The sequence below is a fragment of the Luteimonas sp. R10 genome (assembly GCF_045689605.1).
In the GTDB taxonomy this organism is placed as follows: Bacteria; Pseudomonadota; Gammaproteobacteria; order Xanthomonadales; family Xanthomonadaceae; genus Luteimonas.
Map to the genome: position 1 here is coordinate 3,322,320 of NZ_CP141262.1, position 12,074 is coordinate 3,334,393.

Consider the following 12,074-nt stretch of genomic DNA (forward strand, 5'->3'; position numbering starts at 1 on the left):
GGATGCGGAAATATGCATAATCGGAAAGACTGTCACGACCGCCTTCCGGCTTGTTTCCAAGATCGGCAAAGCAATTGGAGCGCGCCGGTCCTGACGCAATGCAGCATAATTCTGGAGCCGCCGCCATCGGCTTTCAAATCGAACCGGACGAACTTCAGCATCTCTTCGATGCGCTGCCCGATGTGGTGTTCTTCATCAAGGACCGCCAGGGCCGCTACACCCACGTCAACCTGACCCTGGTGAACCGGCTGGGCGCGCGCAACCGCGCCGATCTCATCGGCAGGACGCCGCTACAGCTGTTCCCCGAGCGGCTGGGCACCCGCTACATGGTGCAGGACGAACAAGCGCTCGCAGGCGAGACGATCGAGAACCAGCTGGAACTCCATCTCTACGCCAATCGTGCACCCGGGTGGTGCCTGACGTTCAAGCACCCGCTGTACCAGGACAGCCGGGTGATCGGACTGGTCGGGATCTCCCGCGACCTCGGCGCGCCGGACCGGCGCCACTCCTCCTATGGCCGCCTGCAGCGCGCCGTCGAGCACATGCAAGCCAACTACAGTGCGCCGCTGCGGGTGCAGAAGCTCGCGGACATCGCGGAAGTGTCCGTGGCCCAACTGGAACGCTTGTTCAAGCGCGTGTTCCAGCTCACCCCGCAGCAACTGCTGACCAAGCTGCGGATCGAAGAGGCGATGCGGCTGCTGCACGCCGACGCCAGCATCGCCGAGATCGGCCAGGCCTGCGGCTTCTCCGACCAGAGCGCGTTCGCGCGCCAGTTCAAGTTCACCGTCGGCATGCCGCCGCGCGCCTATCGCGCGCTGGTACGCGACTGAAGCCGCCGGCGACCCTGATCCGGCGGAGCCGGCATACCGGCGCGGGTGACGGGCAGCCGGGTGCCGCGCCAGCGGCCACCGATGATGCGCACGTTGCCGGGGGCCGGCCTCGTGCGCGGCGGCTTGGCGCGCATGTCGTCTGCCGGATCGTCACGGGGTCGGGTGCTACCATGCGCGCCATCGTCCCCCATCCACGATGTCCCGGCCGCATGGTCAGCTGGTTTCGACGCGACAAATCCGAGCCGGCCAAGCCGGAAGACAGCAAGCGCCGCCTGAGCATCGAGGAACTCGCCGCTGCGTTCCCCGACAGCAGGCCGCCGGCGTCGCGTGACGACGCGCAGGCGACGGACGCCCCGCCTCCTGCCCCGATCGAGCCCGCGCCTGCCCAGGCGCCTGCTCCGGCCCCTGTTCCTCCCACTCCGCCGGCCGAGAATCGCGCCGCCGCGATGGCGGCGGCGGCGGCGGCAAGCGCCGCCTTGCGCGAATCCGGGGCAGCGCCCGCCGCGCCGGGCAAGTCCGGCTGGCGCGAACGCCTGCGCGGCGGCGGCATCGCCCGCAACCTCGGCGGGCTGTTCGCGCGCAACCCGAAGCTCGACGACGACCTGCTCGACGAGATCGAAACCGCGCTGCTGACCGCCGACGTCGGCGTCCCCGCCACCACCGCGCTCGTGGAAACGATGCGCAAGCGGATGAAGGCGCGCGAGTTCGCCGACGCCGCGGCGCTGCTGGCGGCGCTGCGCGGCGAACTGATCGCGCTGCTGCAGCCGGTGGCGCAGCCGCTGGTCGTCGATGCCGGCGCCAGGCCCTTCGTGATCCTGACCGTCGGCGTCAACGGCGTCGGCAAGACCACCACCATCGGCAAGCTGGCCAAGCGCTTCAAGGACGAAGGCCACGCGCTGATGCTCGCCGCCGGCGACACCTTCCGCGCGGCCGCGGTCGCGCAGCTGCAGGCCTGGGGCGAGCGCAACGGCGTGGCCGTCGTCGCCCAGGGGCAGGACGCGGACGCCGCCTCGGTCGCCTTCGATGCGTTGCAGTCGGCGAAGTCGCGCGGCGCCGACGTGCTGATCGCCGACACCGCCGGCCGCCTGCACACCCAGCAGGGACTGATGGCGGAGCTGGGCAAGATCAAGCGCGTGCTCGGCAAGGTCGATCCGGCCGCGCCGCACGAGGTGCTGATGGTGGTCGACGGCACCACCGGTCAGAACGCGATCTCGCAGCTGCGGCAGTTCCATGCCGCCGCGGGCGTCACCGGGCTGGTGGTGACCAAGCTGGACGGCACCGCCAAGGGCGGCGTGGTGTTCGCGCTGGCACGCGAGTTCGGCATCCCGATCCGCTATGCCGGCATCGGCGAGCAGCCCGAGGACCTGCGGGTGTTCGACGCCGAGGCCTTCGTCGACGCGCTGCTGCCCGAGGCGCTGGGGCCCGCCGACGCCATGGCCAAGGGGTGAAACGGCGCGGCGCGATCGCGCTGCTCGTGATCGCGGCGCTGCTGCTGGCGGCGCTGTTGTCGCTGCGCTGGCTGACGCGCGCGGACGTCCTGGGGCCGATGGTGCTCGACAGGGCCGGTAGCGCGCTCGGGCTGGAAATTGCCGCGGATGCCTTCGACTACCGCCTGCGCGGCACGCCGCAACTGGTGGCGCGCGGCGTGGTCGCGCGCGAGGCCGGCGCCGCGGAGCCGTTGCTGAGCGCCGACCGCGTGCTGGTGTCGGTGCCCTGGTCGACGCTGCGCGCACGCGGCGCCGACCTCACGATCGAGCGGATCGAGCTGGATGCGCCGGTCGTCGAACTGGCGGCATTCCAGCGCTGGTGGTCGGCGCGTCCACCGGGCGAGGGCCCACCGCCCACGCTTCGGGGCGGACTGCACGTCGCCGACGGACGCGTGTCGGGAGACGCCTGGCGGGTGGACGACATCGCCCTCGACCTGCCGGAATTCGCCGCCGATCGTGCGCTGCGGGTGCACGCCCGCGGCCGCTATGTCGCCGGCACGCTGCAGGCGCCGTTCGACCTGCACGCAAGCATGACCCGGCCGTCGGCGGATGCCGGCGTGGGCATCGCCGGCGAAATCTCGCCGCAGGGCGACGACTGGCGACTGCCGTCGTCCATCGTCCTGTCGACGCATTTGCAGGGCCCGCCCCCGGGGCTGCGAGGAGCCAAGGATGACGCCGGGCTGCGACTGCGGCAGCTGAGGCTGTCGTCGCGCGCACGCTACCTGTCCGGCACCGGCGCGCAGCCGTTCGTGTTCGGCTTCGCTGCCGAAGGTGTGCTCGCCGACGGCGGGCTGCGGTTACTGCCCGCCGCGCTGACCCTGCGTGGGCAGGAACTGATCCCTCGCCTGCGCGCGCGCGGCGCGATCGGCTTCACCGACGAGCTGCAACTCGCGTTGCAGGGCGAACTGGCGGACTGGCCCGAGGCCTGGCCGGCACTGCCACCGCCGCTCGGTGCATCGCAGGCGCCGTTGCCGTTCGAACTCGAGTACCGCGGCACGCTCGGGCTGACCGACCCGATTGCGCTGCGGCTCGAGCGCGACGGCGCCGGCTTCGACGGACGCCTGCGTGTGCCCGAACTCGCCGCCTGGATCGATGCCGGCGCCGATGGCTCACCGCTGCCGCCGTTGCGTGGCCGCATCGAAGCGCCGCGGATCGACATCTCCGGCGCCACCCTGCACGGCATCGAGATCGAACTGGAAGACGACGTCACTACCGAGGACACCACTCCATGACCGCGCAGCAGGACATTGCCGCCCGGCTGCTGGCCTGGTTCGACGTCAACGGTCGCCACGACCTGCCGTGGCAGCACCCGCGCACGCCGTACCGCGTGTGGCTGTCGGAGATCATGCTGCAGCAGACCCAGGTACGGGTGGTGACGCCCTACTTCGAACGCTTCGTCGCCGCGCTTCCGGACGTGCCTTCGCTGGCCGCGGCGGCACTGGACGACGTGCTGGCGCTCTGGTCCGGCCTGGGCTACTACGCCCGCGCACGCAACCTGCACGCGGCGGCGCGCCTCTGCGTCGACCGGCACGGCGGCGACCTGCCGCGCGACTTCGACGCCCTGCTCGCCCTGCCCGGCATCGGCCGCAGCACCGCCGGCGCCATCCTGTCGCAGGCCTGGGGCGATCGTTTCCCGATCCTCGACGGCAACGTCAAGCGCGTGCTGTGCCGCTGGCATGGCGTCGAGGGCTGGCCCGGCACGCCGAAGGTCGAGAAACGCCTCTGGCAACTGGCCGAGGCGCAACTACCCGACACGCGGCTCGCGGACTACACCCAGGCACAGATGGATTTCGGCGCCACGCTGTGTACCCGCCACGATCCGTCCTGCCTGCTATGCCCGCTGCGCGAGGGCTGCGCAGCGCTGCAGTCGGGGCGCGTACCCGAATTGCCGACCCCGAAGCCCGGCAAGCCGCTGCCCGAGCGCGAGGTCATCGTGCTGCTGCTGCAAGACGGCGACGGCCGCGTACTGCTACAGCGGCGCCCCCCGGTCGGCATCTGGGCCGCGCTGTGGTCATTGCCCGAGGCCGCCGACCACGATGCGGCACGCAACTGGTTCCGCTCGCACGTCGACGACGATTACGACAACGGCCGGGCGCTGCCTTCCATCGCCCACGGCTTCACCCATTACCGGCTGCAGCTGCATCCGCTGCACTGTCGCCCGGTCGCGCCGCGGACGGCGGTGCGCGATAACGCGGACCTGCGCTGGGTCGCCCCCGCCGAACTCGGCACGCTCGGCATTCCGTCGCCGATCCGCAGGCTGCTCGAGCGCGAGATCGATCCGGCCGGCAACAAACCGCCCCCGCCTTAGACCGTATCGACATTCACCACGCCCCCTGTAGGAGGGGCTTCAGCCCCGACCTGGAAACGAGCGGCGTGCGGAAAAGATCCACGCACCCGGCTCCCGATCGGCGCCGCGCGCTTCCTGTTTCCTCGCCGCGATCTTCGGCGGGTCGGGGCTGAAGCCCCTCCTACAGGCAGCGCGACGTGTCCACGCGCGTGCCGCACGGCACGACGTCAGTCCTGGCCTGGCTGCCGCTTCCGTTCCTCGATCTTCGCTTCACGCAGTTCCTGCTGCGCCACCTTGGCCGCCTTGACGTCGACCGGGCGGATCTCCTGGATCCGGCACGGAATGCGGCCGACTCCGGGACCGCCGCCGTACACGATCACCTCGTCGAAGCGCGCCGAAACCTGCCCCGAGAAACTGGTCAGGCCGATCGCGGATGCGAAGTCCAGGTCCTGGCAAGGCCCCATCAGCTCCAGGAGATAGGCCTCGTTGGGCCGGGTCCACACCACCAGGGCATCGTCGCCCAGCGGCGTCCAGCCGCTGAGCCGGCCGAAGAACCGGAAATCCCGCACCGGCTCGCCGGCATTGGACCGGTAGACCTCCAGGCGCTGGGCATCGGTGGGCGTGCTGGCGCAGGCGCTCAGCACGAGGATCGATCCGAGAAGCAGCGACATGCGTTTCATGCCTTCCTCCTGCCGGGGTCGAATGAATGAGTACGTCTCACCCGCCACCGCCCCGCCGGCACGGGTGCCGAACGCAGCCGATCGATTCCATCCGGCCACGCCGTGAGGCATTGTGCCCTTTCGGGGATGACCGTCCTGTCGACGGCGGCCGGCCCCGCGTCCGCGGAACCGCTGTGCTTGGCTGCCTGGCGCCCTCCATCCAGCAGACGCAGCGGAGCGAGCTCCGCTCTACAATGGCGCAGGCTTTTCTTGCGGGGTCGCCCCATGCGCATGGTGTTCTGCCAATACGAACAACGCGAGACGGAGGGCCTGGACTTCGTGCCCTGGCCGGGCGAACTCGGCAAGCGCATCTACGCCGGCATCGGCAAGGCCGGCTGGGGCGCATGGCTGGCGCACCAGACCATGCTGATCAACGAGAACCGGCTCTCGCCGCTCGATCCCAAGCACCGCGCCTTCCTCGAACGGGAGATGGAAAAATTCCTGTTCGAGGGCGGCACCGACAAGCCGGCCGGCTACGTGCCGGAACCGGGCGAATCGTCCGAAGGACCGTCTTCCGGCTGATCCGCCGGCATCGCCTCGTCGTCGCGCACCCGGCGCTCGGCCTCGCGCACGGCGTTCACGTCCAGCGGCCGGATCTCGCGGATGTGGCACGGGATCTGGATCGAGCTGCGGTTCAGCGCCATCACCTTGTCGAAGCGCGCGTACACCCGGCTCATGTTGCTGGTCAGCGAGATCGCCGGGCTAGAGGGCAGGTCCGGGCACGGCCCGGACAGCTCCAGCAGGTACGCCTCGCGCGGCTTGGTCCAGACCGCCACGGCGCTGTCGCCCAGCGGCGTCCAGCCGTTGATCCGGCCGAAGAACTGGAAATGCGGCACCGGCTCGCCGGCATTGGCGCGGTACAGCTCGAGCTTCTCGGCGTCGCTCGCGCCGGTGCTGGCGCAGCCGCCGAGCGCGAGCATCGCGAACACGATGGAGAGGATCCGCTTCATCGTCGACTCCCTCGCCCGTCGGGCATCATGAGTCCAGTGATGATGCCGCCCGGGCGCACCGCCGGCGAGCCGATGGCGCGCGGCATTCAGGCCCCAGCCGGCTTGCCGGCCGCGCCCCGGCCTCGTATCATGCCGCCCTCGCACACGGCCCGTCCGCGTCGCGTCACCCGGCCGGGTAGCTCAGTTGGTAGAGCAGGGGATTGAAAATCCCCGTGTCGGCGGTTCGATTCCGTCCCCGGCCACCATTTTCAAGGTGTTTTCTGCAGATGGGCCTTCGGGCCCTTTCTTTTGTCCGGCAATTGTCCGGCTGGACTCAGCCCAGATCGCCCATGTTCTCGATCGTCAGGCGGTTGCGCTCCAGCACTGCGACCAGCATTTGCCCGCCGATCGCGTGCTCTGGATGCAGATGACGGGTGTCGCGTACCTGGATCTTCCCGCACTCAAACATCTTTTCGGGCGAGTCGGTGACCATGCCCTGAGGTGGGGCTTGCATCATCCGCCAGCCCTGCTCGAAAGAGTCCATCGTGTCAATCTTCCCATCCTTCGACTTCATGGACATGAAGCGCATGCCCTGGGCCCTCTCGGACCACCCGACCATCGCCCACGTCCCGTCCACATAGGGCGTGACCTGGTGCTTGCGTGCTTCCTCTTTTGTTCGCTCATGCGCGCGCGGCAACTCTTCGATCAGTGCATCGAAGCTGCCTCGATCCGAGCTGATCATCTGCCACCAGAGGAAGTTGTAGAACGTTCGTTCACCGCGGACGGCGAGAATCGCGTTGCTCAAAGGGATCGGCAGCAGCTTGCACATCGCTCTATCCGGATCGCCCGTTGGGACGTTCGAATCGTCCCATGGGCGACCGGCTGTATCCGATCCGATCAGCGCCCAGTCCTTGGCAAGGGAGATGTAGACGTTCGCGATGCTCATAGGTTCTCTCAGTAGCAAGCCGATCCGCCAACGGGTGCGCCGTTCGATAATGCGCCGGCGAATGAGGCTCGTCCGGAGAATACGCCCAGCAGGCTCCCGACGGCATCGCCCCAGCTGCCTCCCCCAGCTTGGCCAGACTGCCCGAACAACTGATCAACCCAGTTCTGCGCGATGCGTTGGGTGATCATGTTGCCGATGCCTTCGAGCAGATCCTCGAAGCTGTCGAGAATGCCTTTGTTACCGCTCAGCACGTCAGAGAAGAACCCTTCGAACTCGCCCCGGATCCCGTCGAGCATCCGCGTGCTCTCCAGCGAGTCTTCGATCATGCGGTTGGTCTCGGCGATGGCATTGCCGTACTTCGCGACCTGCTCCGCATCCATGCCCCGCAGCTGAATAGACGTTGCCCGCTCGGCGTTGGTCATCTTCATCAGCTCGAGCTCGAACTGGAGATCCTTCAGCAACTCGCGCCCGGGGTTCAGCCGGGCATCGATCGATTCCATGACCAGTTGGTGCTGATCGGCCAGGTCGGCCTCTGCCTTCGTCAGCTGATCGGTGCCGATCGCACCCTCGCGTGCGAGCTCCCGCAGGCGCTCCAGGTCGGTCGCGTACTGGTAGTTGGCATCGGCTACCGGACCTGCCAGCGTGGCCGCCAGGGAGTGGAACTGACGCCGTGCGTTCTCCTCCATTTCGATGAGCCGCTGCAGTTCGGCCGTGGCGTCCTTGGCGAAGTCCGGCATCTCGCGGTCCCGGCGCGATGATCCGCCACCGGTACCGCCGCCGGCGGGCGCCGTCGTGGGCCGGATGACGCCGCCGGTGACGTTGCGGAACGGGTACCCCTTGATCAGCGCGTCGACCTCGCTCAGCTCCTCGCGAAGCTTGGCAGCCGTGCCGCGCCCGAAGAACAGCGGCGAACTCTCAGCCCGACCGAGCGCCTCCTCGAGCTTCTTTCGCCGCGTCTCGAGTTGTTCGACGCTTCGGTTGTCGTTCGCAGGCAGGAACCCGCGGTCTGCGAGGAAGCTGTTGTACTTGCCGGCGAACGTCCCGATCGCGCCGGCTGCCTCCAGCGCCTTCGTGGCCATTGTGGCCAGGCCGGTCACGATCGTCGCGAACCCTTCGCGGAAGTCGTCGGATCCGATGAGGTCGGCGAAATCCTGGAGCTTTGGCAGCAACGCGGGCAGCGTGTCCCGCCACATGCCGTCGATCGCCAACTTGGCCTCGCTGAGGGTGTCGTTGAACTTCTCGGCTGCGTCCGTGGTTCGCCGGTCGAGGGTGTAGCCCACGCGGTCTGCCTTGTCGGCGAACTTCTGCAGGCCATCCGCGCCCAGGTTGAGCAGGGGGATCAGCTCGGCGCCGGAGCGACCCAGGAGCTTTACCGCGATGGCAGTCTTGTCGGCGCCGTCTGGCATGGCCTTGAACTGTGCCGCCAGATCCTTCAGGACCGCCTCGGCGTCTCGAAGGCCGCCCGTGGTGGCGTCCCTGGCGGCAATACCGAGCTTCTCGAACAGCCGAGCCTGCTCGCTACCGGGCTTGAGCGCTTGCAGCTGGTTCTGGCCCAGCCGTTGCACGGCGGTCGATAGTGAGGCCAGCGAGACGTCGGAGAGCTTGGCAGCGTAGTCCAGGCGGGTCAGTGACTCGACCGCAATGCCAGCGCGCTGCGCCAGCTTGCCCATCTCGTCGGCCGCATCGATCGCCGATTTGACAGCCGATGCAGTTGCGGCGCCGACCGTGACGAATGCCGCGCCGACGACGGCGCCGACCTGCTTCGCCGCCTTGCCCATGTCGCGCATGCGCTTCTCAGAACGCTTGAGGTCTGTCTCGAAGCTCCCCGTGCGCGCGAGGAGATCGATCACTACGCTGCCGGCGGTGGCCATAGTCAGTGCCTCGTCTCGCCGAGGTACAGCTCGACGATAGCCGTCGCTTCAGGTCCGAACGAAACCCAGGTGCTGAAGCCGTCAGGCCACGTCATCCGAAGCCCCCACTCGCCGTTCCTCCACGCCTGCGTGGCATCGTCGGGAATCTCGCGGCCAAGGCGGCGCATTTCCTTGTTGAAGTGATCCACCGGCAATTTCGTTACGTCGCTCATCAAGCATCCCTCCCGTCCCGGCCAGCCCTTGCGAGCCGTGTCCAATCCGCAGACTCGACGCAAGGCGTCTCTCTCGTTGCGCGGTTGCAGATCCAGCTTGAACCGTTGTGCGCATAGACTTCGTTTCGCTGCGCTCTCGCACCCTCGCGCCAGTAGCCGCGATGCTTCCATGCGTGATCCTCGACCTCATCCAGCCGCTTTGCCATATCGGCCACCGTGTCGTAGATCTCGGCGTCCAGCGCCATGGGCACGCTCCTCTGTTCCAGCGATGCGATGCGCGCTTCGAGATCGATGACTCTGGCCAGCACGCTCTGCGCGAGCAGCGCGCCGAACTTGCTCAACCCCAGTGCAAGGAAGCTGCTGCCTCGTGTGTTGAGATGGCGCTGTTCTTGCATCCATACCCCCACCCTGCCGCGGGTGGTATCCACCAACTCGCCGCCGTCGATGCCTTCCCCAGTGTCGATCGCCTTGAAGTGGTCAGCCACGACGCCCTCCCGCAGGGAGTAGCCTCACGGATCCGCGCATGTCAATCAGCTTGACGCCACCGTGGGCGGCCTTGGTCGCCGTGATCTTCGCGCTCGGCAGGGCGGGGATGGTGACAACGCTGATCTCGTGCAGCTCCCATTTCGTGAACCGCTTGCCGGTGGAGATCGGCTCCCAGTCCAGGGCCCTGAAGCCGATGCTGAAGCTGTCCACCAGACCCTTGTCGATCATGCTCCAAGCCTGATCAGCCACCGCGATGCCCTCGGCGATCTCGGCGACGATGCGCACCCCGGCGCGGCTGGCGGTTGCCTCGCGCACCCAGCCGATCGGCTGGTCATGCTTGTGCTGCCAGAGCAGCGGCAGGGGCAGCTTCCACTGGCCGCCCAACGGGTCGACGATGTCGCCCATGCGATCAACGCCTGGCATCGTTGCGATGCCGCGGACGACGCGCTTCCCGTTGGAGACGAACCGGTGCACGTCCAGCATCTGCACGGGCATGCGCTTGGTCTGCCGCTTGCCGGTCTCCAGCAGGGAGACGCGATGCGCCAACTTGCGCAACTCCGCCAACACGGCGGACTCTTTTACGGCGGTCGTCATGACTAGTCGGCTCCTACGATCACCAGCTCTGCAGCGCTGGCCAGGTGCCAGGAACGTTCCGCCAGCAGCGCCACCGAGTTGGTCTGCCAGAGGTTCACCAGCTCGGCCGGGCTCTCGGGCGTATCTCGCATGTCGAGGCTGGCATGGCCTGCGGAGCGCACCCGCAGACCGCTGTCGAGCATAGCCACGCGGGACGCTGGGATGATGTACATGCCGTCCAGCGTATCCATAGCGACTACCTCGACACCTCGCACAAATGTGCCACCACGCACGCCCATGCCGCCTCGGTTCTCGACGCGCGTTGCCAAGTCGGCGACGTCACCAGCCAGTGCGGCGACGACATAACCATTCGAAGGCCCGGCAGTGCGGAGGCCGGCACGCAGGTCCGCTAGCGGATCTCCGGTTCCAGCCACGGGGATCGTGTTCGAGGTAGACAGCGTCGTCAGCACTGACGCATTCACCGCGCGGTTGACTGCGGAGGCAAGCTCGGTTTCGAACAGCCGGCGACCTTCACCGCCTGCCGCGATAGCCAGCTCCTCCGTCATCACCACGATCGCGGCCGCTTTCGTCATTTCGACGTCGGTGATGCTCAAGTCAAGGTTGCGAACAGGCTTCGGGTCGCCCTCAGCAACGACATCGCCCACCGCATCGCTCGCGACCATGACCCTGCGTCTGTCGGTGCCGAGCAACCGCGCATACTTCTTGACCTGGTCGAGGATCGATCCTTCCGCGATCGTGGCGAGATATGCCGCCGCAAGCGCTGCAGCGTCATCCGAGTCCCAGATGCTGTCACCGAAACCGTGTGCCGTGGCCTTTTGGACGAGTTCGCTTGGATGACGCTTTAGATTCTGGATGGCAGCGGACGTGTTTTGGGCAACCAGCATCGCATGTGCCATGTCGACGAACGCCTTTGCCTGCGCCTCCGGGTTCGATCGCATCCGTGAACCGGTGACCGCCTCGAGCGCGGTGTGCGCACGCTGCACAAAAGCCATGTCCAAGCTGTCCATCATTACTCCAGGCGGTATGGGGTGATCACGTCGAGGGACAGCAAACCACAACGCTCCAAAATCAAACGTTTCGTGCGATTTTCCGCAGGACTTCGATCTGCTCTGGAATCGTCGTGACGTCCGGCACCGCTGGACACTGGCCCCGCATGTGGTCCAAGAGGCGCGCGGCGCTCACGTACCAGGCCGCTGCCAGCACGCCCGCCAGCCGGCGCTTGTCGACCCCGATCGCGTGCTGCAGGGACTCAGCCGCAGCATCGGCCAGCAGGTCCGGGATGATCCCGGCGAGCTCCAGCATCGCGCGCTGCTGATCGCCGGCGTCCCGCCACAGGCGAACCTGCTCCGGATCCACCAGTGCGGCCTGCCCGCGGCCCCGGCGGCCGTGACGCACCGCAGGGCAGCCCTCGCGTAGCCATCGCCGCAGCGTGCCCGGGCGGACCTGCAGGATTCGAGCGGCGTCGGCTACGGGCAGGGGCGGCATGGGGTGAACATCAGCTCCAGTTCGAAAATTCGATTTCTGCGCAAAAACTCGATTTCATTTGAAAATTCAAATGGGGAAAAAAAGTTGTGAATGAGTGGGCGGCGGGTGTCCGATGAAGACCCGAAATGAATAGGAAGACTCCCCCCCTGCCTTGAGCTCCAGGCACTTCACGCGTGAGGCACGCGTCGAGCACGCGTGCAGTGGGCAAGCCCCTTGCGAGGGGCTTCG

14 protein-coding genes and 1 tRNA gene are annotated in these 12,074 nt (G+C 67.6%); 6 read left to right on the forward strand and 9 right to left on the reverse strand.

The features are described 5' to 3' along the window. Positions 1–98: 98 nt before the first annotated feature. From U3649_RS14485 to mutY, 4 genes are all read left to right on the forward strand, one after another. Positions 99–830, forward strand: coding sequence for a helix-turn-helix domain-containing protein (locus U3649_RS14485; protein ID WP_407352017.1), 732 nt, complete (start codon positions 99–101; stop codon positions 828–830). A 209-nt stretch (positions 831–1,039) separates the two neighbouring features. Next, positions 1,040–2,278: a signal recognition particle-docking protein FtsY gene (gene ftsY, locus U3649_RS14490; RefSeq protein ID WP_407352018.1), complete on the forward strand. Its 1,239-nt coding sequence runs from the start codon at positions 1,040–1,042 to the stop codon at positions 2,276–2,278. Further along, positions 2,275–3,549 carry a hypothetical protein gene (locus tag U3649_RS14495; RefSeq protein WP_407352019.1) on the forward strand — a complete coding sequence of 425 codons (1,275 nt, stop codon included), beginning with the start codon at positions 2,275–2,277 and terminating at the stop codon, positions 3,547–3,549. The genes ftsY and U3649_RS14495 overlap by 4 nt, the downstream gene beginning before the upstream one ends. Further along, positions 3,546–4,625, forward strand: coding sequence for an A/G-specific adenine glycosylase (gene mutY, locus U3649_RS14500; protein ID WP_407352020.1), 1,080 nt, complete (start codon positions 3,546–3,548; stop codon positions 4,623–4,625). The genes U3649_RS14495 and mutY overlap by 4 nt, the downstream gene beginning before the upstream one ends. A 206-nt stretch (positions 4,626–4,831) precedes the next feature. Here mutY and U3649_RS14505 read toward each other — a convergent pair whose 3' ends face one another. After that, positions 4,832–5,284, reverse strand: coding sequence for a DUF6491 family protein (locus tag U3649_RS14505; protein ID WP_407352021.1), 453 nt, complete (start codon positions 5,282–5,284; stop codon positions 4,832–4,834). 264 nt (positions 5,285–5,548) lie between these two features. Between U3649_RS14505 and U3649_RS14510 the strand changes: the two genes are divergently transcribed. Continuing rightward, complete coding sequence (locus U3649_RS14510; protein ID WP_407352022.1) at positions 5,549–5,845, forward strand: oxidative damage protection protein; 297 nt, start codon at positions 5,549–5,551, stop codon at positions 5,843–5,845. Here the strand turns inward: U3649_RS14510 and U3649_RS14515 are convergent. Further along, positions 5,797–6,273, reverse strand: a complete 477-nt coding sequence (locus U3649_RS14515) for a DUF6491 family protein (RefSeq protein WP_407352023.1) — start codon at positions 6,271–6,273, stop codon at positions 5,797–5,799. The two genes, U3649_RS14510 and U3649_RS14515, sit on opposite strands and share 49 nt — an antisense overlap. A 169-nt stretch (positions 6,274–6,442) precedes the next feature. On the opposite strand from U3649_RS14515, the gene U3649_RS14520 reads away from it, so the two are divergent. Then, positions 6,443–6,518: transfer RNA gene (locus U3649_RS14520), tRNA-Phe, on the forward strand. 68 nt (positions 6,519–6,586) lie between these two features. Here the strand turns inward: U3649_RS14520 and U3649_RS14525 are convergent. The 7 genes from U3649_RS14525 to U3649_RS14555 form a co-directional block, all read right to left on the reverse strand. Next, entirely contained in the window at positions 6,587–7,198 is a 612-nt protein-coding gene (locus tag U3649_RS14525; RefSeq protein ID WP_407352024.1) for a hypothetical protein, read from the reverse strand. Between the two features lie 8 nt (positions 7,199–7,206). Beyond that, a complete protein-coding gene (locus tag U3649_RS14530; protein WP_407352025.1) occupies positions 7,207–9,069 on the reverse strand; it encodes a hypothetical protein in 1,863 nt (620 codons plus the stop codon). A gap of 2 nt (positions 9,070–9,071) precedes the next feature. Then, positions 9,072–9,281, reverse strand: a complete 210-nt coding sequence (locus tag U3649_RS14535; protein ID WP_407352026.1) for a hypothetical protein — start codon at positions 9,279–9,281, stop codon at positions 9,072–9,074. Then, positions 9,281–9,766 (reverse strand): hypothetical protein, encoded by a 486-nt coding sequence (locus U3649_RS14540; RefSeq protein WP_407352027.1) that lies wholly within the window; start codon positions 9,764–9,766, stop codon positions 9,281–9,283. The genes U3649_RS14535 and U3649_RS14540 overlap by 1 nt, the downstream gene beginning before the upstream one ends. Next, the gene (locus U3649_RS14545; RefSeq protein WP_407352028.1) at positions 9,759–10,361 is read right to left on the reverse strand and encodes an HK97 family phage prohead protease; all 603 of its coding nucleotides are present in this window, start codon (positions 10,359–10,361) and stop codon (positions 9,759–9,761) included. The genes U3649_RS14540 and U3649_RS14545 overlap by 8 nt, the downstream gene beginning before the upstream one ends. A 2-nt stretch (positions 10,362–10,363) precedes the next feature. Next, positions 10,364–11,368: a hypothetical protein gene (locus U3649_RS14550; RefSeq protein WP_407352029.1), complete on the reverse strand. Its 1,005-nt coding sequence runs from the start codon at positions 11,366–11,368 to the stop codon at positions 10,364–10,366. 61 nt (positions 11,369–11,429) lie between these two features. Next, positions 11,430–11,846, reverse strand: coding sequence for a helix-turn-helix domain-containing protein (locus U3649_RS14555; RefSeq protein ID WP_407352030.1), 417 nt, complete (start codon positions 11,844–11,846; stop codon positions 11,430–11,432). Positions 11,847–12,074: the final 228 nt, after the last annotated feature.